Genomic DNA, 23,778 nt, shown 5'->3' with positions numbered 1-23,778 from the left:
CGAATTGATAACTACCATTGCAAACTGGATGCCAGATGTGCCACAGAGCACAAACCAAGCTCTATCTAAATGATTTGTATATATTTTTTACAAAGGTGCACTTGGCTTATCCAAGCCTGTAGAGCACTGCAAAAAATGAGAAGCCCGCAATGTTTGTTGACAATTTTTGCAGTCAATCATTGCAGGACGGCTCTCACAATAGGTACGCAACACGTTTAATGCGTGCAAGTTGAGCTGCCATCCAACTGCATGAGCACACTGACCCGCGCATCAACCACACAATGCGAAACATAGCCAATCGCCCCAGGTGTTGTGGCAACAAAGCGGATCACCGCTTCCTCGGAAGCCAGGACATAGGGCGGCAAATCACCATGGAAATACATGCTCCGCCAATAGTCCTCCAGTTCCTCAGGGGTGCGACTAAAAATCTGTTGGGAAAAGCTGCGTCGCAAAGGATTGTTGGCCGGAAGATTGACGGCTTGAATGCGTGACCCATCGTCCCAAAAACGCCTTTTTCGCGCAAAGATCAAGGCGATCTCTTCGTGTTTGAGTCCTGGATGAGAAGCCCCGGTAGCCACAATGATGCTGATTGTCGGCGTTGGCGTTCCTGCTCTGCCACAAGGGCTGACCATCAGGAGCAGCAGGCTCAGCCCCAATAACAAGGTGCGCATGGTCGCCATCAAAACAGGACACTCACCGATGAGAGAATGCCTGCTGGCGCTGCATAGTCATCATGAATACCGTGGATGTACTCCAGCTTGAATGATGTTGACTGGCGGGTCCGATAATTCACCCCCAACACCCAACGGCGAATGGCTTGTGGGGCATCCTCGCTTCGAAACATTTCAAACCGCCCGACCCCGTACAGGTTCCCATATAGAGGAACAACTCCTTGTACAAACATACCTTTTTCCGCTCGGGGGCCGCCTTTGCTGGAAGTCACGTAAGCGGTCTCCGCGCTCAGCTCATACCCCTGGTAGGCCCACAAGTAGTCCAGGCCCAGCAACTGCCTGTGTTCTTCCCGCACCGCAGTCTGGGCGAAACGGGTATAGGAAACACCGATCTGCGTATTCTCAGTCACTGCAACGTTGATATGCGCACCATAGGCTTCGCTGAAAGGGTCTTGCGCCGGATCTCTATGCGGATCATCGCCCAACGAGGTGTAGAGCGTGTAATCAATCTGTCTGTCGGCGAGCGGAAAATTGCCTGATGCCAACAAACCGGTTGCGTTGTCTGGAAAGAGGTTTTGCGTGATCAGCGGCCTAGATGTGGTCCAGACCAATGGCGCGGCGTGGACGAGGTTCCAACGCCCAATTGGCGTAAGGAACTTGCCAGCCCGCAAGCTCAGGGAATCATTGAAAGCATAATCGAAGTAGAACCGCTCCAAAGCCAGATAGCGCCGCTCCCCCGCTGCCAGATGGTAGCGTGTTGCCACCGTGTCTTCGCTATCAAGTTCAGAGAAGAATTTCCACCGGGACGCGCCTTCCCACCACAGGAACACGCTCAGGTTACTCAACGAAAATCGTGGGTCTTCGTTCTTGCGGTCTTGATACTCTACGGAGGCATACCCGCCCAAAGTAAAGCCACTATTGCCCAGGCGCAGTCCGTGGCCCAGTTCATAGCGGGGAGACATATCGGCATCATTTGTGCTTTGATCGTCTGCAATAGCAGGGCCACTTGCGGCTATGATGCTGCCTGCCCATAACACAGCTATGATTCTTGTACGCCTCTGACCCGCCATTTAGGCCCAACCTCTCTGTCAATTTACTCTCTGCCACCAGTGACCATCCGCAAAACCCTGCTCCGCGCATTTCTTCTGGTCGGCGTCGTTCCCGCCATACTTCTTGCTGCCTTGACCTTTGTCAAGGCGCGGGAGGCGATGCAGGCCGAAATCGACCACGGATTGGCCTCCCAGGCGGATGCTATCGCCTCGGATATCAACAAGATCCTGTTTGAACGCCTGCAAAACGCTGCTACTTGGAGCAGCCTGGATGTTGCTCAGGATTTGCAGGTGCAGGACGTCGACAAACGTTTCAGCAATTTTCTGGCAAAACTCAAGAATGGTTATGGTGGGGTATACCGGGAGTTGTATGCCATAGGGCGCAACGGCCAGATCATTGCCAGCAGCGAGCCAGCCAAACTCGGCCAACGCCTCCCCACCCCCACTCCTGCATGGCGAAGCTTATCCCTGGCCGGAGCGCAACTCACGCTCAACCTGCCGCAGCACGTAGACAAGCACGCAAGCCTGACTATACGCGCGCCCATTGCCTCGCAGTTTGCCAATGAACACTTGGGAGAGCTTGTCCTTGAGTACGATTGGAGTCAGATTGATGCGATGCTGGATCGTTCTGCAACAGGAGGCAGAATGATTGCGCTCATCGACACCCGTGGGCAGGTGTATGCAGCCTCCACACGTTTGAGAGAGACGGGGCTGCTGAATGGCAAGGCTTTGGCAGAATGGCTGCCTGCCACGCAGGCGGCCGGAGCATTCACGCATACAGGTGGCCCCGTCTGGCATTCCTCCGTCCTTGTCGGTGTGGGGCGACCTCAAGGCTTTGCGGGTTTCCCTGGCCTTGGACTGAGTGTTCTGGTAATCCAGCCGCTAGATGAAGCACTAGCCCCCATACATCGGATGGCAATCATCTCCCTGAGCATCCTGGCGGCACTGCTGATTGCAACATTGGCTGCCGCCAGTTGGGTCAGCGGCGCCATTGCCCGTCCTATCGTGGCGCTCACGAACTTCACGCGCCAATACAAAAATGACTCTTCAACACAGATGGCATTACCCGCCGCGACTGGGGAAGTAGAGGAATTGGGCAAGGCATTTGCACAAATGATCCGGGATATCGAGCAATCCCGGCACAAGCTGGTCCGGGCATCCAAACTCGCCGTCGTTGGGGAAATGTCTTCAGTCATCGCCCACGAGGTGCGCACCCCGCTCGGCATCTTGCGCTCATCGGCGCAAATCCTGCGCCGCGATCCGGGAATCTCGGCAGAAAGCCGCGAGTTGACCGGCTTCATCGAAAGTGAAACAGAACGCCTCAATCGTTTGGTGTCTGCCATGCTCGACAGTGCCCGCCCACGCGCATTGAGCAAAACCCCTGTCGATCTCCATCAACTCATCCATCATAGTAGTGTGCTACTGGCGGCACAAATCGAAAAACGCCAGATTCGCTTAAGCGAACAATTGGATGCAGCAAACCCCATCATCGAGTGTGACGCAGAACAAATTACCCAGGTACTCCTGAACCTCATCCTGAATGGATTGCAGATTCTTGCCGCAGGCGGACAAATCCGGATTTCAACCCACGATTCACCCGAGCAGTTCTGCATAGCGATATCTGACGATGGCCCTGGCATACCCGCCGAAGAACGCAGCCGGATTTTCGAAGCCTTCTTCTTTCGCCGCGAAGGCGGAGTCGGCTTGGGGCTGGCTATTGTCCAACAGATCATCACGGCACACGGCGGCGACATAGAAGCCGATGAAAGCGAACTGGGGGGGGCACGTTTCACCATCCGCCTACCCCGTCAAACACAGCCTGAATTGAAAGATTAAAATGCCAGAACACTATATCCTGATCGTGGACGATGAACCCCATATGCGCCGTGTGCTGGAAATCATGCTACACCAGGCGGGTCATCAGGTTCATGTCGCAGGCAACGGGCTGGAAGCCCTGAAAATCCTGCGAACTCATGCTATTGATCTTGTCATCACCGACATGCGCATGCCAGAAATGGATGGCCTTGAATTGCTGGTGCGCATGCGTGAAGACGGCATGGAAACCCCCGTTATTATCATCACGGCACATGGCTCGGTGGAGTCTGCCGTCGAAGCAATGAAACAGGGGGCAAGCGATTACCTGCTTCGCCCATTTGATATTGACGCGTTGGAACTCGTCATCGCCCGGGTGCTCAATACCAAAGAAGTGGCACGCCAGAACAGCTTCATGCGTGAAGAGTTGAACCGGGGCTGGGATGCGTTTGTCGGCAGCAGCCCAGCCATGCAGGCGGTATATGAACTTATCCGCCAGGTTGCCCCGACCAAAACATCTGTCATGATCTCGGGTGAGACGGGAACGGGCAAGGAATTGGCCGCACGCGCCATCCATAACGCTTCCCCCCGCCACGGCAAGCTTTTCGTTCCAATCAATTGCGCCGCCATCCCCGCCGAAATGTTGGAGGCCGAACTGTTCGGTCATGAAAAAGGAGCTTTTACCGGCGCTGCCAAAGAGCGCATCGGGAAATTCGAGCTTGCCAATGAAGGCACTTTGTTTCTGGACGAAATCACGGAAATGCCCATGGCCTTACAGGCCAAGTTGCTCCGTGTGCTACAGGAAAACACCCTGGAGCGCCTGGGCAGCAATCGTAGCATTCCCCTGGATATCCGCCTGATTGCCGCCACCAACCGAGACCCACGCGAAGCTATACGCGACAACCGCCTGCGCGAAGACTTGTACTACCGGATCAATGTCTTCTCCATCAATCTCCCTCCGCTACGTGAGCGCAAAGAGGACATTGCCCACCTCGCCATGCACTTCATCACCAAGCACGGCCATCGTACCCAAGGTGTCGAATTAGGCGCTGGCATCGTTGAACGACTCCAGGCTTACGATTGGCCCGGCAACGTGCGCGAACTGGAAAATATCACAGAACGCGCACTCGTGCTCTCAGGCAACGGGCCTTTGAAACCCGCACACTTTCCCCTTGATCCCACCCCTAAAACCGCAACACCGGCACCCGGCCCCGATTCCCCCACGCCCATCGGCCCAATGGCCCCTGTGGTTGAAGCTTTGGAAGCACGCATGATCTTCGATGCGCTTGCCCAAACCGGTGGCAGCAAACCCAAAGCCGCCGCACTGCTCGACATCAGTGAACGCACACTCTGGTACAAGTTGAAGAAATACAAGCTATGAATATCAGATGGTCTATATCACACAGCCCACTCTTCCGTAGGTCTGCTCAGGCTTGCCGATTTTCAGTCTAACCCTGAAAATTCATGCCAGATTTGTTCTGGCCTCATTGCGATATATGCCCTTCCATTCCGCCATCACCATTCTTGACCGACGTTTGTCCAACCGCTCCGCACGGGAGGATCTACAAGGTGTGATGCGCTTCATGCATGAATTCTGGTGGTTTGGCATCAAGGAGGCGCGTTCTTGCCTGTTTGCAGGCTTGTTTTTCCTGGCGGTGTTCCTGGTTCCACGTGCAGGCGTATTGGGGGTGGCCCGCTATGATCTACTTTTACTGATCGCACTCGGGCTACAGGCGTGGCTAATCTGGCGGAAGATTGAAACCTGGGACGAGGCCCGTACCATTCTGACTTTTCACTTGGCGGGGTTTGCCCTGGAGGTGTTCAAGGTCTCCGGCGCTCATCCTTCGTGGTCTTACCCTGATCCGGCCTACACCAAGGTCTTTGGGGTGCCTCTGTTTTCTGGCTTCATGTACGCCTCGGTAGGCAGCTACATCATGCAGGCCTGGCGGATTCTGCATCTGCGCGTAGAACGGCACCCTCCCTACTGGATCAGCACAGGGCTGGCACTTTTGATGTATGCCAACCTTTTCACCCATCATTTTATCGGCGATTTCCGCTGGTATCTGGCGGCATTGGCGCTCGGTCTGTATGCCCGCTGCAACATCTGCTTCACCCCTTTGGACAGGGAACGACGCATGCCCTTTCTTTTGGGCTATACCCTGGTGGGATTCTTTATCTGGCTGGCAGAGAACATCGGCACCTTCTTCGGCGTGTGGCGCTATCCCAACCAATTAGGCGCATGGGCGACCGTGTCCTTGGGAAAATGGTCGTCCTGGACGATGCTGGCGATGATGAGTTTCGCCATCATATGTAGTCTGAAACACGTCAAGGAACGTATCCACATAGCCCCTTGATTACTTGAGCATGTCATAGCCCAACTTGGCAATCAGCGCCACCAACAGACACAGAAAAAGAATACGTACGAATTTTGAGCCACGCCTGAGTGCGATCTGTGTGCCCACATAGGCGCCCGCTACGTTACATACCGCCAGCGGTGCAGCAACAAGAAAAAGCACCTTGCCTGCCGCAATAAAAAATATCAGCGCCGCCACATTCGTGGCCAGATTGACTATCTTGGCCGAAGCCGAGGCCAGCAGAAAGTCAAAAGCAAAGAAACGGATAAACAGGAAGATCAGGAAGCTGCCTGTACCGGGGCCGAACAAGCCATCATAAAAACCAATCGCGCCACCGATCAACACAGCCAGCACGCGTTCCCTGGTGCCAATCGTCAAGGGGCGTTGCATGGAGCCGAAGTCCTTCTTCATGAAGGTGTAGATCGCCATCACAATGATCATCACCAGCACAAAGGGGCGCATCATGCTTTGTGGGATCAACGACACTGCAGCAGCGCCAATGAACGACATAACGAATGCCGTCACAGCAGCAGGCAGCACCAGCGTCCAGGGAATCTGGACCCGCCCCATGTATGAGCGTGCCGCCAGACTTGTACCGCAGGCGGACACGAATTTGTTGGTCCCCAGCAAGGCGGCCGAGGGCATCAGGGGATAGGCACCAAACAGCGCGGGAATCTGGATCAAACCACCGCCACCAACAGCCGCGTCAATCAAGCCTGCACAAAACGCAAAAAAACACAGCACAGTTACCGTCAACATCAAACATACCCCTGGCGAACTCTTCCAAAGCTGGGAGTATAGGCAGAAGCGGCATTTCGTGTTGCAATACGGTATTGCAAAAATCGCAACGAGGCGGCGCGTATGTCTATCGCACTGATGTGGGAAATCCGGGTCTTCTGTGCTGTCGTCGAAAAACGCAGTTTCGTTGCTGCAGCACGCTTTCTGGGCCGCTCCCCCAGTGCGATCACCCGCTCTATCCAGGCGCTGGAGCAGGAATTGGGTTGCGAGTTGCTGCAACGCTCGCAAAAGCTCATCAACCTAACCACCGCAGGCGATAGCTACTATGAGTTCGCCCGCCAGATGCTCGAATTACAAACGGAAGCAGAAGAAGAGCTTACCGGCATCGGCGTGGCGCCCTACGGCTGGATACGTTGCTCTGCGCCGGAAACACTGGCGATCAGCTTTTTGCCTGAGGTCATCGCACGTTTCGCCGCCCAGCACCCGGACGTGCGTTTCGATGTGCGCTATACAGACGAGATGCTCGACCCAATCCGGGAGAAACTCGATTTTGCTATCCGTGGAGGCTTTCCACATTCAAGCGATTTGATTGGATTTCCGCTCTGGAACTATAGCCGCCATCTCTACGCCAGCCCTGATTACATCAGGCAACATGGTAGCCCTGCGCGCCCAGACGAGTTGGAAGAACACGCCATGATCGTGCATACCGCACCACGCATTCTGAAAGACTGGCACTTCATCGCCCCGGATCACCAATGCCGCCTGCACGTTCAACCCCGTTATCGTTTCAGCTCCGGTTCTGCTGTCTATCACGCAGCCCTTCAAGGATTGGGGATTGCCCGCCTAGGGGACTGGCTGGCGCAATCCCATGAACAGGATGGCACGCTTGTGCGTGTATGCACTGCATACAACGTCACTTCATCTACCGGCTTGACCCCACAAATGCACGCAGTATATGTCAATCGACGGCAGGCACGCCGCGTGCGTCTTTTCCTGGAAACCATTCGTGACGCTGCCCAACAGTTTCTACCACATGGGGATCTTCTGGCGTGAACGCCTGCTTACAGGTATCCTGTAAAAACTGCACCATTTCCCCGACGTTATCACCATGCTTCGGTCGGCATTCCAAAAGTTCATCTCCAAACAATTGGCAAAACCTTCTGGCCTGTTCGGGCGTTTCTTTACGGCCCGAATTCTAGAACAGGTGAATGTGCAGATGAATGCTCAAAGCCTGCTACATATCGCTCCAACAGAAGGGGACCATATTCTGGAAATTGGTTTCGGCAGTGGGCAGTTGCTTGACAGGATACTCAAAAGCCATAACTCAGCAACAGTGGCTGGCATTGACATATCACCTGAAATGGTGGCAGTGGTCAGCAAACGCCTTCGCCACCACATCAAGATTGGCCGTGCGGAAATCAAAGAGGGAGGGATTGAGAGTATCCCCTTTGCGCCTGGGTATTTCACCAAGCTCTGCAGTGTCAATACACTGTATTTCTGGAGCAATCCGGTTCGTGCGCTTGCCGAATGCCACCGTGTTCTGCAAACAGGCGGAAAGATTATTCTGTGCTTCAACGCCAAAAAAGACATGCTCAGTTGGCCGGGCCACAAACATGGCTTCAGGCTATACGAGGTTGCGGAAGTCGCAGATCTGCTGATGAACTCAGGCTTTGGCGATATCACACTCAGTAGCGATCAACAACAGGGGCAAGGGCTATTTCACTGCATCAGCGCCACAGCCATCTGATCCAACTCCACATGATTCAGCCAGCGCATTGAGTTGATAGCCAAATGCATCAACCTGCATCCAATCGGTAAACTCGTAAGCCTTGCTCGTGTCAGTTGGCCCATGCGTGAGGTACATGATCAGGCGAATCATGTGCCGATCCCAAAACCCACACTTCGGATAGTCGATCCGCCCGGCAAAGACAGCCTGCAACGCTGGTTTCCACGCCACTTGCCGTAAAAACTTCTGTAGATAAGGATTCGTCTCGGGCGCATCCTTGCCTGCTTTCCGCGCTACAACATTCACAGAAAAGAATGCAGTCGCCCGCTGCGCAAGCAACGCTCTGTGTTGGGCAATAAACGCCCCCACATCAGGACGATGATGACCGTACCGAATGCTCGCACCAATCACGATCACATCCGTTGTACGGAGATCTTCTGCCGCGCAGTCCACCATGTTCTTGACCCGAACGCTCCTACCCTTTGCCAACAAGGTCTGTGCGATACGCTGGCAAATATTGGCGGTATGCCCATCAACAGTAGAATAAAGCATCAAGATTTCAGGCATGCGCCTCCCTTGAGTTCGCACGGTCGATAGAACTTTCATAATCAAACATTGTTATATACAACTACCCTTTTATTCTTTTCGCTGATAAAAGAAAACCGCTAAAGTTCTTCATGTTCCTGGTCACTTAATAAAAAGGATGACAATCATGAAGTTTTCTCCCCGCGTCTTTCTCTTGGCTCTCGCACTTGGCGGGCTGGGGATCTCCCATCAGGCAGTGGCAGACACCAGTCTGCTGAACGTCTCTTACGACCCCACCCGCGAACTGTATCAAGACTACAACAAGGCTTTTGCCAAGTATTGGAAAGCCAAAACGGGGGAAAACGTCACCATTCGCGCCTCTCACGGCGGTTCCGGTGCCCAGGCCCGCACAGTGATTGATGGTCTGGAGGCAGACGTTGTCACCTTGGCACTGGCCTATGATATTGATGCGATTTCGGAAAAAGCCAAATCCGTCTCCCCTGACTGGCAAAAGCGTCTGCCACACAATGCCTCGCCCTACACGTCCACCATTGTGTTCCTGGTGCGCAAGGGCAACCCGAAAAAGATCAAGGATTGGCCCGATCTGGCCCGCAGTGGCGTGGATGTGATCACCCCCAACCCCAAGACCTCCGGCGGAGCACGCTGGAATTATCTGGCAGCCTGGGGTTATGCGCTCAAGCATAACAATGGCAACGAGGAATCTGCCAAGAGCTTCGTCAAGAGCATCTATTCCAATGTCAAGGTACTTGACACGGGGGCCCGCGGTGCCACCACCAGTTTTACAGAACGCGGGATTGGTGATGTGCTGATCGCCTGGGAAAATGAAGCTTACCTGGCCGTCAAGGAACTGGGCCCGGATAAGTTTGATATTGTAACGCCATCGGTTTCAATCTTGGCTGAGCCCCCCGTTTCGGTGGTCGACAAGACAGTCGACAAGCGCGGCACACGCAAGGTAGCAGAAGCCTATCTGCAGTATCTGTATTCCCCAGAAGGTCAGGAGATCGCAGCCCAAAACTACTATCGCCCAACCGACCCGAAGATTGCTGCCAAATACAGCAAACAGTTTGCCAACGTGAAACTCTTCACAATCGACGAAGTATTCGGTGGCTGGGCCAAAGCACAGAAAACTCACTTTGCCGATGGTGGGGTGTTTGATCAGATCGGGCCACGCTAAGCCACGACGCTTATAACCTGCTAAACAGGGTATCCATACGCAGTCAGACACTGCGGAGGGATACCCTTGCAGCACTATCATGAACAGCACGTACAGAATCTAGACAGAGGGTGTTGCCATGACGACTATTCTGATTGTCCCCGGCTTGCACGGTAGCGGAGAACAGCACTGGCAAACCTGGTTTGAAAAACAGTTGCGCAACACCAAACGGGTGGAGCAAACCAACTGGAGCGAGCCGCACCTGCCACGCTGGGCGGGCGCCGTCCGGCGCGAAATCGATCATGCCATCGGAGAAGTCTGGATCGTCGCCCACAGTTTTGGTTGCTTGGCTACTGCCCATGCAGCCACGGAATTCCCGGAGCGGATTGCAGGTGTGCTGTTTGTAGCACCGGCAGACCCCGACAAATTTTCGGTCGCCAGCACCCTGCCCACGACGCGTTTTGCATTTCCAAGCATCATGGTTGCCACCACCAACGATCCCTGGATGCGTTTGACCAAGGCAGTCTACTGGGCTGATTTATGGGGCAGCCACCTTATCAATATTGGCGCAGCCGGTCATGTCAATCCGGATTCAGGTTTCGGCCCCTGGCCCGAGGGTTTGGAAATCTTTGAACAGCTTCGCCGCTCTTACGCCAACCTTCCGCTGGGGTCTCTCGTTTCCCCCTGATCGCCTGAAGGCATGCGAAAGCCAGGGCACAAAACAGACCTGGCCTCCGCAACTACTTAGCAGCTAAACAAATCCTGACGCAGGCGCCCTTCTGCCTTCCAGCGCGCCAGGGTTTCTTCTGCTGGCAAGCCTTGTCCAATCAAGATTTTGCGCAGGGCAAGATCCACACCTTTGCCCACTGTCTCGGCTCCGCCGCAGACATAGATGATCGCATTGCAGTCATTCATCCAACGCAGCAATTCGCCCTCTTGCTCCAGCAGGCGTTGCTGAATGTAGGCATGATCATCCTCATCGCGTGAGAATGCAGTATCGATACGGCTCAGAATCCTGAGCTGCCTGCAGGCTTCAAAGTAATTCCGGTGGTAAAAATCGCCCTGGCTCTTGCGGTTACCAAAGAATAGCCACACCGGCCCAGCCCCCAGTTTGCCTTTGCGCTCTTCCAGAAATCCAGGGAAAGGTGCAATACCCGCGCCGGTAGCAATCAGAATCAATGGGCGTGTCACATCTTTAGGTGGATTGAATCCATCATGCCGCCGTAATTGAGCCTCGAACCGCTCACCGATTGCCAACTCCTGGCACAGATAGCCAGACGCCAAACCGGATGCCTGCTTGCCGTCTGCATCCGTATAGGTATGCAAACCAACGGTAAGTTCAATAAAGGATGTCCCCGTAAGCGAGGAGGACCCAATCGAGTAACTCCTCGGCATGGCTTGGGTGTTGGGGCGAATCTGCAGCAGATCGCCAGGGCGGAAGGCAACGCCCGCATCCAATACACGCAACCTCAACTGCCAAGCAGGACATACATCTGACACTTGCGGATTATCCAGACGCGTACGCGAAACCAGTTCCAGCTTAAGCTGCTGCGCCATCGCTGGCACGGTAGAGTCGATCTCCTGTAAACCCAAAGTCTGCCCAAGTTTGCTCAGCCACTTCTGCCAATGATTGAATGCGTCGCCATCTGCCGTCTCAGTCGGCAGAAACTCTTCTGCCCCTTGCGCCAACAAAGCAGAGCGCAGCTTCAGCCCGCCACCACAGAATTGCTTGTAACGGGAATCTCCCAACGCCAACAAGCTGAAACGACTGCCACGTACAGGGGTTGCCTGCAGCTTGCGAATGAAACCTTGGGCGGGGTCTGGCAACTCACCTTCCCCGGTGGTCGACGCTATCAGCAGCGTGCGGCGAAAACCCACCAGCTCGGCTGGCTGCAATGCGGCCAGAGATGCCAACACAACCGATTCCCCCGCTTTACGCAAAGCTTGTGCCGTAGCTTCTGCAAGTTTGGCAGCAGTTCCGGTCTGGCTGGCAAAAGCGACCAGTGTGGTCTGGGCAGGATCGGCACTTGCCTGCTCCCGCCGTTTCGCTTGGCGCTGCCGACGCACCCAAGCCCACATCCCGGTTCCCAGCAAACCCATCAACACGCTGGCAGAAAGAAAGTTGACCACGCCCGAGAAGGCACCTGCCCAAGTCCCCTCGTGCAGCATCCGTACCCATCCCGGCCCTTGTGTCATGGTGACCAGCTGACCTGTACCGGAGACGATATGCGTGACTGTGCCGGTATCGGTTTTGGCCGAAATCATGACTGCACCACGACGGAATGTGCGGGCCTGTGTCACTCCACTCAAATCAGTCTGGCGGGCAGCGATTGCCAGCGTTTGGGCAATCGGCAACGCCCGTTCAGCGGCCTCGTAAGCAGGCAGGCGAGGCATCCCCAGGTGCAACACCATCAGCAAACCTGTCAGCGGCGTGACCACCACCAGCGGAAGACCGATCCAGCCAAGCCCCTTGTGCCAGCCGCTTAGGTTATTGCGCAGTTTGGGCCATCCAAGCAGCAAACCCGAAACGATCAGCACCACCATTGCGTAGGTAGCCAACTCAACCAGCCAGCCAGCCCCCAGCATCAGGTTCTTGTGCAAGCTAAGGGCGGTGTCGAAAATATTGAATCCTGAAGCAGGCAACTGTGCGCCAGAGCCCATTTCAAAGCGCCCGATCGTCCCCGCCCTGCGCGAGCGCAGTTCAAAGCTCTTGCCATCAGCCGCCACACTCAGAGAACTGGCTTTGCCTTGGGGATCAACCTTGTCCAGGGTGGCTGCAAGCACGCCCACATCAAGCCTCGCCTGCGCCCCAGCCTCAACAATGGGTTTAAATGCCAGAATGGAGCCAGAAATCAACACGGCAAAAAACACTGGCGATAGCAGAAGCGCCAGCCAACGATGAAATTTGAGAAACCAGGCAAGAGTCTTTGCGTTGAACATGATGAGCCGAACCCGTGATCCGGGCATCTAAAATGAGATGGCTCCATTACATATCCCTTCTGTAAATGAGGTATTCGCACACCCTCCCGTTTTGTTAATGGACCGTAAATGATTGTTCTTTGGGTGTCACAAAGCCTGTACCCGCCAATTGCCAAGGTATGCTAGACATACGTAAAGAGAAGTGAATCTGTGATGAGCAAACGAATACTGGTGGTTGATGATGACCCCGAGCTGACTGAGCTTTTGCATGGCTACCTTGGCAGCCAGGGCTACACCGTGGATACCGCCGCAGATGGCGTGCAAATGCGCCAGCGGCTGGCGGAAAACCCGCCTGATCTGGTGATCCTTGATCTGATGCTGCCAGGGGAAGATGGTCTTACGCTCTGCCGCAATCTGAGTGCGACCTCACGCCTGCCCATTCTCATGCTGACCGCACGTGGGGATGACATGGATCGCATCATCGGTCTAGAAATGGGGGCGGACGACTATTTACCCAAACCTTTCAACCCCCGCGAGTTGCTTGCCCGTATCAAAAGCATTTTGCGACGGGCCCAAGATAACAACCACCAGGAAGCAAGTGCCAAGTCCCTCCGCTTTGCAGGCTGGACGCTTGATCTGGCGGCGCGCAACCTGATTGGCGCCGACGGCGTGGTGATTGCCCTCTCGGCTGGAGAATTCCGCCTGCTGCATCTGCTGGCCGACACACCCAACACCGTTTTTTCCCGGGATCAACTCATGGATGCCTTGGCAGGACGCGATGCCAACCCACTGGACAGAACCATTGATGTGATGATCTCACGCCTGCGCCGCAGACTGAACGATGATGCCCGAGACCCACAACTGATCAAGACCATGCGCAGCGAGGGCTATATGCTTTCCGCCCAGGTATCACGACAATGATCTCCAGATTGTTGCCCAAAACCCTGTTTGGGCAACTTGCCCTAGCCCTTTTCAGCGTTTTGCTGCTGGTGCAGGTGTTGGGCTTATGGCTGATGCTCGATGAGCGCAGCAAGCTCAATTACAAGCTTCTGGCTGAATATTCCGCACGCCGTACAGGCGGAATCATTACGGCACTGGAGCAGGCCGACCCGCAGGAACGGGCCGTGCTCGTCAAGGCACTGAGCGTACCTCCTACAACGCTGACGCTGGCTTTACCCTGGGCCCAAGATGGAGCGGACCAGAGCAACGCTGCCCAAACGTTTGTCCATCAGGCACGTGAGCAAAGCCCCTACTCCACAACCATTCAGGTTCTGCGCATGGAGACAATCAATCGTGACCTGTTCGCGCCCTTTCTTCACCCCCCTGAAGAACACACCCGCCGCCCACATGAGAGGACCACTGATGATGATGAGTTGTTCAGATTCAAACTCTATCCACTCGTCTTTATCGCCCAAGCGCGTTTACGGGATGGCACAACAGTCACGTTCCATCATGTACTCCCCAAACCCACAGATAACTACCCTACCCGTGTCATCGCACTACTGGCTCTACTCAGTCTGTCTGCAGGCTTGCTGTCAATCTGGGCCGTCCGCCGTCTGACCCGCCCCCTGGCGAGTTTTGCCGATGCGGCAGCCGGGCTTGCACGTAACCTGAACAACCCTGCCATGCCAGAGACCGGCACAGTGGAAGTCCGGCGTGCGGCCGAGGCATTCAACGCCATGCAGCGGGCCTTGAAGCGCTATATCGATACCCGAGCTCAGGCGCTCTCCGCTGTTTCACATGATCTGCGCCTGCCGCTCACCCGCCTGAGGCTCCGTCTGGAAGCCATACCTGACCCCGCCTTGCGCAACAAGATGTCGCACGATCTGACGGAGATGGATACGATGATCGGCCACACGCTGGACTTTCTGCGTGCAGGAAGCAACACGGAGCCCCCAGTCCTGCTCAATCTTGATGCACTGCTCGATAGCGTGGTGGAAGACATGGAAGAACTGGGCGCCCAAATCCGCCGCGAGGGAAGGAGCCATGCCCCCATCACGGCACGCCCTCATGCGCTGCGCCGCTGCATCGCCAACTTGCTCGAAAACGCCCGCTGCTACGGCGGCGGCGGCACGATAGAACTCCATTTGGAGGACTTGGGCAAAGAAGTCCGCTTGCACATCCGGGATCACGGCCCAGGCATTCCAGAAGCCGACCTGGAAAAAGTCCTGGAGCCCTATTTCCGGCTGGAAGCCTCGCGCGCTCGCCACACCGGGGGCACCGGACTTGGCCTTGCCATCGCCAAGGCGATTGTTGAAATGCATGGTGGAAGCCTCACACTCAAATCCCCTCCCGGCCGAGGATTGACGGCGAGCATCTCACTCCCACGCATTCAAACATAGCTGCCCACACTCATCCTGGGGTAGAAGACAGACAGGCCTTGCGGTTACGATAGCGGTTTCGTGCTGATCGCACGTAGCAAGGATTCCACCGCAGTGACACCCGATGACTACTGCCAGCAAAAAGCAGCCATGCCAGGCTCCAGCCTTTACTACAGCCTGGTTTTTCTGCCTCAGGAGCAGCGGACCGCTATCGCTGCTGTGCATGCCTTTTTACGTGAGCTGGAATCTGTTGTAGCAGACACCCACGATCCGCAGCTTGCAGAACGCAAGCTGGAGTGGTGGGAATCACAACTGGATAGCGTATTCTCAGGTCTGCCTGAGCATCCGGTTGGCAAAGCCCTGGCGCAAGCCATCCATACTTTCGATCTTCCTCAGGAACTGTTCAGCGAGATGATCGACGGCACCAGCATGGATCTCCAGCAAGGGCGCTATCTCGATTTCAAGAATCTGCAACTGTATTGCTATCGCGTCTCCGGTACAGTCTGCCTGCTGATGAGTGAAATCTGCAGCTATACCGACCGTGCCACACAGAAGTTCGCCCACGATCTGGGAGTTGCCCTCAAGCTGGCAGAGCTGCTCGTCAACGTAGGCGCCGATGCACGTCAAGGCAGAATCTATCTGCCCGTGGATGAGCTACAGCAATACAATGTGCCTGCGGCGGAAATCCTGGACAGCCATGGCAGCGAAAATTTTGATCGGCTGATGACCTTCCAGATCCAGCGCACCCAGGCCCTCTTTTCCCAGGCACTGAGCCACTTGCAGGCGGCAGACCGCAAAACCCAGCGCACATCCCTCATCCTGGCGGCCATCCAGCAAGCCATGCTGCACGAGATACACTTCGCCCCACGCCAAGTGCTCACGCATAAAATCAGCCTGACACCATTACGTAAACTCTGGATCGCCACCCGGGTATGGTTAAAGCCATGACAAGCTCTCCGCATGTTGCCATCATTGGCGCGGGCTACGCAGGTTTAAGTGCTGCCGTGGAATTGACCCGTGCCCAGGTCAAAGTCAGCGTTTTCGAGGCTGCTACCGTACTGGGCGGGCGTGCCCGTGTAGCCTACCCGGATGGCAGAACGATCAGCAATGGGTACCACCAATTATTTGGTGCATATACAGAAACACTCAGGATGCTGCGTTTCCTGGGGGTCAATCCCAAAACTCTGCACACACGCCCCTTCGACCTGTTTGTACCTGAACGGCTGGGCCTGAGTCTATCCAGCCTGCCACCGCCCTTGCATCTGTCACTGGGCATGTTTGGTGCTAGCGGGTTGGGCTGGCAAGACAGCCTCGCAGCCATGCGTTTGTACTGGGATCTGCGTCGGCAACGCTACGCCTTGCGACAAGACATCACTGTTACACAATTGCTGGCGGATACGAGGCAAACACCACTCCTTAAGGAATTGGTCTGGAACCCCCTTTGCCTGCTCATGCTCAAGACACCGGCTGAGCGTGCTTCTGCGCAAATGTTCGCCAACATGCTTCGCAACACGCTTTTTGCAGGTCGCTCAGAAGCAGAGTGGATTGTGCCGCGCATCGATTTGTCCGAACTGCTGCCTGTGCCCGCCACCCTATACCTTTCCCGGCAGGGTAACTCCGTTCACACCGCAGCCCCGATCCGGGAAATCCAACTCGACGAAGGGCTATTCCGGCTTAAAGGCAACGCCTCAGAAAACCAGTTGTACAGCCACGTCATTTTGGCAGTAGCCCCCCAACAGGCTGGCAAACTGCTTACGGGGCTGGAAGCGCTGACTTTATTGCGAGAACAGATCGACAGCGTGCCCACCGAGAACATGACAACCGTGTATCTAGATTATGGTCCCGAAGTCAGCTTACCCAACCCTGTGATGCACCTCCCCGGCCCACCAATCCGCTGGCTTTTCGACACGGCTCGTTTGGGAAGCTCAACGGGGCTTGTTGCGTGCGTAAGCATTGCGGATGAACCGCGTACAGCCCTGCCCGATGAAGAATTGGCCCTGGATACCCATCATGCCATTGAACGGATCGTGCCACGCCTGCCTGCGCCTCGCTGGTCGCACGTGATCCGCGAAGACAACGCGGCCTTCTCTTGTACCCCCTGCCTGGTTCGCCCCAGGACGATCACGCCCATCCGCAATCTGTTACTGGCAGGGGATTACGTAGAATCAGACTACCCATCTTGCATTGAAGCAGCCGTGCGTTCCGGCTTGGCGGCTGCGCGCCAATTGTTACGCAGCCTGCCCTCCGCCTGAAACATCATTCAATCAACGATGTTTGGCCCCATTTCCTGGTGGAATGGAAAATGCTGTAAAGGCTTCGCTAGAGACTTTGGCAACCTGCTCCAGCGTTTTACGCGCTGCATCAAAGGTATGTTGCAAAACTTCCGCCGCCGCATGATTATTCAAGGGCATCCCCGTCATGAATTGCTGCATGGCTTCAAGCATGTCATGACTGCCTGAATTGAGCTGATCGCTCACCATCTTCCCCATCTCAGTCTGCAATTCAGCGGTAATTTCGGCAATGCTGCGGCTACAGGCAAACATTTTTTCCGCCGATTGCTGCGCATAGCGGGCCCGCAATTCCATGGCTTCCTGCGGGGAGCCCACATGCGCCATCTGCTTGGCACTGGCAACCCCTTCATCGAAAAGATCACGCGCCACATCCACCTGGAGTTGCAGGATGCGTTGCGAATTCTCAATCGACATTTGCGCCAGCCGCACGGCGGAATCCAGATTTTTCTTCTGCATGCTGATCACCGCCTGCTCTGTTTTCGTGCTCATGCTGCGCTCCTTCTCTGATGTGGGGATTCAAGCTGCTTGGACACTAGCATCACTCCGATACAAGCCTGTACGGATCAGCCCGGGAGTACATGCCCGGGCTTCCTTTTGGAGACAAAGACTTGAAACTCTGGTAAGTCAGCCCCATCTTTATGTCATCAAAAATGAGTAACCCGGAGTACCCCCATGCGACTCGACAAACTCACAACCCGTTTCCAGCAGGCCTTGTCTGATGCCCAAAGTCTTGCGGTTGGGCACGAAAACCAGTTCATTGAACCTCAGCACCTCCTGCTGGCCCTGCTTCAACAGGAAGATGGCGCCACGGCATCCCTGCTGGCACATGCGGGCGTCAATGTGGCGCCTTTGCAGGCTGCTTTGATCAAGACACTTGATCGTCTGCCTCAGGTGCAAGGACACGGCGGTGACGTGCAAGTGGGGCGCGACTTGGGCAACCTGCTCAATTTGACAGATCGTGAAGCCCAAAAGCACGGCGATCAGTTCATCGCCAGCGAGCTGTTCCTGCTCGCACTCACTGAAGACAAAGGCCCGACGGGTAAATTGTTCAAGGAACATGGTGGCACACGGCGCAGTGTGGAAGCAGCCATTGAGGCCGTGCGTGGCGGCACCGGCGTCAACGATGCAGAAGCCGAGACCCAACGCGAGGCACTCAAAAAGTATTGCCTGGATCTCACCGAGCGGGCTCGCCAAGGCAAGCTTGATCCGGTGATCGGGCGCGACGATGAAATCCGCCGTGCCATCCAGATCCTGCAACGGCGCACCAAGAACAACCCCGTACTCATTGGCGAACCAGGCGTAGGCAAAACAGCCATCGTCGAAGGACTGGCGCAACGCATCATCAATGGCGAAGTTCCCGAAACCCTTAAAGGCAAGCGGGTACTGGTGCTCGACATGGCCATGCTGCTCGCAGGTGCCAAATATCGCGGGGAATTTGAAGAGCGCCTCAAAGCAGTGCTCAATGACATTGCCAAAGAGGAAGGCAAGATCATCGTCTTTATCGATGAATTGCACACCATGGTTGGCGCAGGCAAGGCAGAAGGTGCCATTGATGCAGGTAACATGCTCAAGCCCGCCTTGGCGCGCGGCGAATTGCATTGTATTGGCGCCACCACGCTGGATGAATATCGCAAATACATAGAGAAGGACGCCGCGCTGGAGCGCCGTTTCCAGAAAGTGCTGGTCAATGAACCTACTGTGGAAGCCACCATCGCCATCCTGCGCGGGCTACAGGAGAAATATGAAGTCCACCACGGGGTCGACATCACCGATCCGGCCATTGTTGCGGCAGCAGAACTCTCGCATCGTTACATCACGGATCGCTTCCTGCCCGACAAAGCCATCGACCTGATCGACGAGGCAGCCGCCCGCATCCGCATGGAGATCGATTCCAAGCCCGAGGAGATGGACCGGCTTGAACGCCGCCTTATCCAGCTCAAGATCGAGCGTGAAGCGATGAAGAAGGAAACCGACGAGGCTTCGCAAAAGCGCTTGGCCTTGATCGAAGAGGAAATCGCCAGACAGGAACGTGAATTCGCCGACCTGGAAGAAATCTGGAAGGCAGAAAAAGCTGTTGTTGTTGGCTCCCAGCATATCAAGGAAGCCATCGATCAGGTTCGCCAACAGATGGAAGAAGCTCGCCGCAAAGGCGACTGGCAGAAGATGAGCGAGTTGCAGTACGGCGAGTTGCCCAAGTTGGAAGCCCAGCTCAAGGCTGCCGAGGGAGTCCAGGGCACACGGCCAGCAAACAAGCTGTTGCGCACCCAGGTGGGGGCGGAGGAAATTGCAGAAGTCGTCTCCCGGGCCACGGGCATTCCTGTTGCCAAGATGATGCAGGGTGAGCGCCAAAAATTGCTCCAGATGGAAGACAAGCTCCATCAACGTGTCGTTGGGCAAGACGAAGCGGTACGCCTGGTGGCGGACGCCATCCGCCGGTCTCGTGCCGGGTTATCGGAAGAAGGCCGCCCCTACGGCTCCTTCCTATTCCTGGGGCCAACGGGCGTGGGCAAGACCGAACTGTGCAAGACCCTTGCCAACTTCCTCTTCGATTCCGAAGAACACCTGATTCGCATCGACATGAGCGAGTTCATGGAGAAACATTCCGTTGCCCGCATGATTGGAGCCCCTCCAGGATATGTAGGGTATGAAGAAGGGGGCTACCTGACCGAGCAGGTTCGGCGCAAACCGTATTCGGTCATCCTGTTCGACGAAGTGGAAAAAGCCCACCCGGATGTGTTCAACGTTCTGCTCCAGGTGCTCGATGACGGGCGCATGACCGACGGACAAGGCCGCACCGTGGACTTCAAGAACACGGTGATCGTGATGACCTCCAACCTGGGTAGCCAGATGATCCAGCAGATGGCGGGTGAGAGCTATGAATCAGTCAAGGCGGCGGTCATGGCCGAAGTAAAGACCTTCTTCCGCCCTGAGTTCATCAACCGGATCGATGAGGTCGTGGTCTTCCATGCTTTGGCTGAAGAGCATATCCAGGGCATCGCCAAGATCCAGTTGGGCAAGTTACTGGCCCGGCTCACCAAGATGGAAATCGGCCTGACTGTCACCGATGCCGCGTTGGGCGAAATTGCCAAAGCGGGGTTCGATCCTGTCTTTGGCGCACGCCCGCTCAAGCGGGCGATTCAGGAGCATATCGAAAATCCGCTTGCACGCGAGATCCTTGAAGGGCACTTTGGCCCCAAGGATAGCGTGATTGTCGATTACGCCACCGGTCATTTCGTATTCCGCAAACCCTCTTGAACCTCACAAATTCGCGCATAATCGCAAAACCCGGCCCGGCCGGGTTTTCTTTGCCATTTGCATCCGCCGCTCATTGCCATGTTCAAACGCATCCGTATCGCCATTTTACTGTTCATCCTGGTCAGCGTTGCTATTGGAACATGGCAGGCCAACAAACGGGTTCACGCCTGGAAGTCGACCTTGTATGTCACGGTCTATCCCATCAATGCCGATGGCAGCCAAGCCGCAGCAAAATTCATCGCATCCTTGGATGCCTCCAGTTTCGCACCCGTAGAGGAGTACCTGGAACAGCAGGCGCATGAACACGGCATTACACAGCCTCAGCCGGTCAGAGTCTCACTCGGGCCTGTGATCAGCTACGTGCCCCCACCACGCCCGATTCGCCCCAGCATATTCGAGGTGATGCGCTGGAGTCTTTCCATCCGCTACTGGGCTTGGCTGCGGACGCCTGCAACCGGCATCCGCCCAGATATCCGCATGTACGCACTGTTCTATGATCCTGCGCAGACTCAGGTTGCCCCTGACTCCACCGGCTTGGCCAAAGCACATATCGGCTTGGCCAACCTGTTCGCCACGCAAAGCATGCAAGGAAGCAATCTCGTGGTGCTCACCCATGAAATGCTCCATGCCTTGGGCGCCACGGATCATTACGACTTGGGTACGGGGCTGCCGGTTTTCCCTGATGGTTACGCCGCCCCCAACCAGTCCCCCCTCTATCCGCAGGCCCAGGCAGAAATCATGGCAGGCAGAATCCCTGTCAGTGAAACCCAGGCAGACATCCCTCCCAGACTGAAAGACACATTGATTGGCCCACTGACTGCACGGGAAATCGGCTGGCCCCGGTAGTAGATGTTTCACTCTGGCAACCATGCCCGGTAGAATGCGTTTTCCCCTAGCCTATTTGAGCCTGCCCACAGGCCTGCACCATGCCCCATAGCACAAAAATCTGCCTGATTCGCCATGGCGAAACAGATTGGAATGTAGTCCACCGCCTGCAAGGCCATACCGACATCCCCTTGAATGCGACAGGGCTGGCCCAGGCTGAAGCGACTGCAACCGTACTGCAATCTGTGCATTTTGATGCCATGTATTGCTCCGATTTGCTGCGCGCAGCAAAAACCGCCCGGATCATTGCAGCCCCCAAGAAGCAACAGGTCATTGCCGAGCCCCGCTTACGCGAACGCCACTTTGGCGCCTTCCAAGGCCTGACCTGGGATGAAGCCAAGGAACGCTACCCCAGCCATTACACCCCACTGCGCGAACGCGTAGCGCAAGCCACACCTCCACAAGGAGGAGAATCACTGGCTGAATTCAGCAACCGCATCACCACGGTGCTGCAGGAGATCGCTTCGCGCCATCCGGGCCAGACCGTTCTGGTGGTCTGCCACGGCGGTTGTTTGGATGTGGCCTATCGGGCAGCCACAGGCAAACCCCTTTCCGCGCACCGCGATTTTCCCCTGGGTAACGCTACACTGAACTGGCTCAGCATCAACCCACAGGGTTGGCGCCTCGACAAATGGAACGAAGAAAACCATCTTGTTGATACCAGAGAAGAAGTTTCCACCTAGCCTGGATAGCCGTGCCCCTGCTAACACGGTATCATCCACAATTAGCCATTTGTTGAACCACTACTTCATCCAGCCATGTTCTCCAAAAAAGACACCCTCGCTCATACCGACGCCGAACTTTGGGCCGCCATCCAGGCCGAAAACAAGCGCCAAGAAGATCACATCGAACTGATCGCATCGGAAAACTACGTCAGCGCTGCAGTGATGGAAGCCCAAGGCTCCCAACTCACCAACAAGTACGCTGAAGGTTACCCGGGCAAGCGCTACTACGGCGGCTGTGAGCATGTGGACGTGGCCGAACAACTGGCCATCGACCGTCTGAAGAAGCTGTTCGGTGCCGAAGCTGCCAACGTGCAGCCGAACTCCGGCTCTCAGGCCAACCAAGCAGTGCTGATGGCTTTTGCCAAACCGGGCGACACCATCATGGGCATGAGCTTGGCCGAAGGCGGCCACCTCACCCACGGCATGCCGCTGAATATGTCTGGCAAGTGGTTCAATGTCGTTGCCTATGGCCTGAACAGCAAGGAAGAGATTGATTACGACGCGATGGAGCGTCTGGCTCACGAGCACAAGCCGCGCATCATCATCGCGGGCGCTTCTGCTTACTCGCTTCGCATCGATTTCGAGCGTTTTGCCAAGGTTGCCAAGGCTGTTGGCGCAATCTTCTGGGTCGACATGGCCCACTACGCAGGTTTGATCGCAGCGGGCTTCTACCCCAACCCGGTGCCGCACGCTGATGTGGTGACCTCCACTACTCACAAGACCCTGCGTGGCCCGCGTGGTGGTGTAATCCTGATGCGCGCCGAGCATGAAAAGGCCATCAACTCCGCCATTTTCCCCGGCCTGCAAGGCGGCCCGCTGATGCATGTGATTGCGGCTAAAGCCACCTCTTTCAAGGAAGCGGCCACACCAGAATTCCGTGCCTACCAGGAACAGGTGATCAACAACGCCCGCACCATGGCTCGCGTACTCTCTGAGCAACGCGGCATGCGCATCGTGTCTGGCCGCACCGAAAGCCATGTGTTCCTACTGGATCTGCGCGCCAAAAAGATCACCGGCAAGGAAGCCGAAGCCGTGCTGGGCCAAGCCCATATCACGGTCAACAAGAACGCCATCCCGAACGACCCGGAAAAGCCCTTTGTGACTTCCGGCATCCGTATCGGCAGCCCGGCCATGACCACGCGCGGCTTCACCGAAATCGAAGCAGAACGTGTTGCCCACCTGATTGCTGACGTGCTGGATGCGCCACACGACCAAGCCGTGATCGAACGGGTGCGCAACGAAGTATCCGCGCTGTGCAAGAAGTTCCCGGTCTACGGCTCGTAAACACAGGAGAAGTGAAAAGTGAATAGCGCAATGCTCACCTCTGAAGTCA

At 55.8% G+C, this 23,778-nt stretch carries 21 protein-coding genes; 15 read left to right on the top strand and 6 right to left on the bottom strand.

Features of this window, described 5'->3' with window-relative positions; genetic code table 11:
- Positions 1 to 215: 215 nt before the first annotated feature.
- Together B145_RS0116840 and B145_RS26040 are read right to left on the bottom strand one after the other, a co-directional pair.
- Positions 216 to 671, bottom strand: coding sequence for a type 2 periplasmic-binding domain-containing protein (locus tag B145_RS0116840; protein ID WP_026259223.1), 456 nt, complete (start codon positions 669 to 671; stop codon positions 216 to 218).
- Positions 672 to 679: 8 nt separating this feature from the next.
- A complete protein-coding gene (locus tag B145_RS26040; protein ID WP_157288473.1) occupies positions 680 to 1,633 on the bottom strand; it encodes a hypothetical protein in 954 nt (317 codons plus the stop codon).
- A gap of 147 nt (positions 1,634 to 1,780) precedes the next feature.
- Here B145_RS26040 and B145_RS0116830 point away from each other — a divergent pair, with 147 nt between their 5' ends.
- The 3 genes from B145_RS0116830 (at position 1,781) to B145_RS0116820 (ending at position 5,886) form a co-directional block, all read left to right on the top strand.
- Positions 1,781 to 3,556: a sensor histidine kinase gene (locus B145_RS0116830; RefSeq protein ID WP_018608916.1), complete on the top strand. Its 1,776-nt coding sequence runs from the start codon at positions 1,781 to 1,783 to the stop codon at positions 3,554 to 3,556.
- Position 3,557: 1 nt separating this feature from the next.
- Positions 3,558 to 4,913, top strand: a complete 1,356-nt coding sequence (locus tag B145_RS0116825; protein ID WP_018608915.1) for a sigma-54-dependent transcriptional regulator — start codon at positions 3,558 to 3,560, stop codon at positions 4,911 to 4,913.
- A gap of 115 nt (positions 4,914 to 5,028) precedes the next feature.
- Positions 5,029 to 5,886 carry a DUF817 domain-containing protein gene (locus tag B145_RS0116820; protein WP_018608914.1) on the top strand — a complete coding sequence of 286 codons (858 nt, stop codon included), beginning with the start codon at positions 5,029 to 5,031 and terminating at the stop codon, positions 5,884 to 5,886.
- Here the strand turns inward: B145_RS0116820 and B145_RS0116815 are convergent, their stop codons facing one another.
- The gene (locus B145_RS0116815; protein WP_018608913.1) at positions 5,887 to 6,645 is read right to left on the bottom strand and encodes a sulfite exporter TauE/SafE family protein; all 759 of its coding nucleotides are present in this window, start codon (positions 6,643 to 6,645) and stop codon (positions 5,887 to 5,889) included.
- Positions 6,646 to 6,747: 102 nt separating this feature from the next.
- Between B145_RS0116815 and B145_RS0116810 the strand changes: the two genes are divergently transcribed.
- Positions 6,748 to 7,677, top strand: coding sequence for a LysR family transcriptional regulator (locus tag B145_RS0116810; RefSeq protein ID WP_018608912.1), 930 nt, complete (start codon positions 6,748 to 6,750; stop codon positions 7,675 to 7,677).
- Between the two features lie 163 nt (positions 7,678 to 7,840).
- Complete coding sequence (locus B145_RS0116805; protein WP_157288472.1) at positions 7,841 to 8,371, top strand: class I SAM-dependent methyltransferase; 531 nt, start codon at positions 7,841 to 7,843, stop codon at positions 8,369 to 8,371.
- Here the strand turns inward: B145_RS0116805 and hemG are convergent.
- Positions 8,339 to 8,917 carry a menaquinone-dependent protoporphyrinogen IX dehydrogenase gene (hemG, locus tag B145_RS0116800; protein WP_018608910.1) on the bottom strand — a complete coding sequence of 193 codons (579 nt, stop codon included), beginning with the start codon at positions 8,915 to 8,917 and terminating at the stop codon, positions 8,339 to 8,341. The two genes, B145_RS0116805 and hemG, sit on opposite strands and share 33 nt — an antisense overlap.
- Positions 8,918 to 9,062: 145 nt before the next feature.
- Here hemG and B145_RS0116795 point away from each other — a divergent pair, with 145 nt between their 5' ends.
- Both B145_RS0116795 and B145_RS0116790 read left to right on the top strand, forming a co-directional pair.
- Positions 9,063 to 10,070: a sulfate ABC transporter substrate-binding protein gene (locus B145_RS0116795; RefSeq protein WP_018608909.1), complete on the top strand. Its 1,008-nt coding sequence runs from the start codon at positions 9,063 to 9,065 to the stop codon at positions 10,068 to 10,070.
- A gap of 118 nt (positions 10,071 to 10,188) precedes the next feature.
- On the top strand, positions 10,189 to 10,737 hold the full coding sequence (locus tag B145_RS0116790; RefSeq protein ID WP_018608908.1) for an RBBP9/YdeN family alpha/beta hydrolase: 549 nt from the start codon (positions 10,189 to 10,191) through the stop codon (positions 10,735 to 10,737).
- A 56-nt stretch (positions 10,738 to 10,793) separates the two neighbouring features.
- Here B145_RS0116790 and B145_RS26035 read toward each other — a convergent pair whose 3' ends face one another.
- Entirely contained in the window at positions 10,794 to 12,989 is a 2,196-nt protein-coding gene (locus B145_RS26035; protein ID WP_169558560.1) for a PepSY domain-containing protein, read from the bottom strand.
- Positions 12,990 to 13,181: 192 nt separating this feature from the next.
- Here B145_RS26035 and B145_RS0116780 point away from each other — a divergent pair, with 192 nt between their 5' ends.
- The 4 genes from B145_RS0116780 (at position 13,182) to hpnE (ending at position 17,541) form a co-directional block, all read left to right on the top strand.
- Positions 13,182 to 13,889 (top strand): response regulator, encoded by a 708-nt coding sequence (locus tag B145_RS0116780; RefSeq protein WP_018608905.1) that lies wholly within the window; start codon positions 13,182 to 13,184, stop codon positions 13,887 to 13,889.
- Entirely contained in the window at positions 13,886 to 15,310 is a 1,425-nt protein-coding gene (locus B145_RS0116775) for an ATP-binding protein (RefSeq protein ID WP_018608903.1), read from the top strand. Before B145_RS0116780 ends, B145_RS0116775 begins: the two co-directional genes overlap by 4 nt.
- Before the next feature lie 93 nt (positions 15,311 to 15,403).
- Positions 15,404 to 16,237 (top strand): presqualene diphosphate synthase HpnD, encoded by an 834-nt coding sequence (gene hpnD, locus B145_RS0116770; RefSeq protein WP_026259221.1) that lies wholly within the window; start codon positions 15,404 to 15,406, stop codon positions 16,235 to 16,237.
- Positions 16,234 to 17,541: a hydroxysqualene dehydroxylase HpnE gene (gene hpnE, locus B145_RS0116765; protein ID WP_018608899.1), complete on the top strand. Its 1,308-nt coding sequence runs from the start codon at positions 16,234 to 16,236 to the stop codon at positions 17,539 to 17,541. The genes hpnD and hpnE overlap by 4 nt, the downstream gene beginning before the upstream one ends.
- A gap of 12 nt (positions 17,542 to 17,553) precedes the next feature.
- Here the strand turns inward: hpnE and B145_RS0116760 are convergent, their stop codons facing one another.
- Positions 17,554 to 18,069: a phasin family protein gene (locus B145_RS0116760; protein WP_018608897.1), complete on the bottom strand. Its 516-nt coding sequence runs from the start codon at positions 18,067 to 18,069 to the stop codon at positions 17,554 to 17,556.
- A gap of 183 nt (positions 18,070 to 18,252) precedes the next feature.
- Here B145_RS0116760 and clpB point away from each other — a divergent pair, with 183 nt between their 5' ends.
- From clpB to glyA, 4 genes are all read left to right on the top strand, one after another.
- Positions 18,253 to 20,835, top strand: a complete 2,583-nt coding sequence (gene clpB, locus B145_RS0116755) for an ATP-dependent chaperone ClpB (RefSeq protein ID WP_018608895.1) — start codon at positions 18,253 to 18,255, stop codon at positions 20,833 to 20,835.
- A gap of 78 nt (positions 20,836 to 20,913) precedes the next feature.
- Positions 20,914 to 21,681, top strand: coding sequence for a hypothetical protein (locus B145_RS0116750; RefSeq protein WP_018608892.1), 768 nt, complete (start codon positions 20,914 to 20,916; stop codon positions 21,679 to 21,681).
- An 80-nt stretch (positions 21,682 to 21,761) separates the two neighbouring features.
- A complete protein-coding gene (locus B145_RS0116745) occupies positions 21,762 to 22,403 on the top strand; it encodes a histidine phosphatase family protein (protein ID WP_018608890.1) in 642 nt (213 codons plus the stop codon).
- Between the two features lie 75 nt (positions 22,404 to 22,478).
- Positions 22,479 to 23,729, top strand: a complete 1,251-nt coding sequence (gene glyA, locus B145_RS0116740; RefSeq protein ID WP_018608888.1) for a serine hydroxymethyltransferase — start codon at positions 22,479 to 22,481, stop codon at positions 23,727 to 23,729.
- Positions 23,730 to 23,778: the final 49 nt, after the last annotated feature.

Origin of the sequence: Uliginosibacterium gangwonense DSM 18521, assembly GCF_000373965.1 — a bacterium.
GTDB lineage: Bacteria > Pseudomonadota > Gammaproteobacteria > Burkholderiales > Rhodocyclaceae > Uliginosibacterium > Uliginosibacterium gangwonense.
Note: the sequence above shows the minus strand (reverse complement) of the source record. Positions and strands in the feature narration are given on the sequence as shown.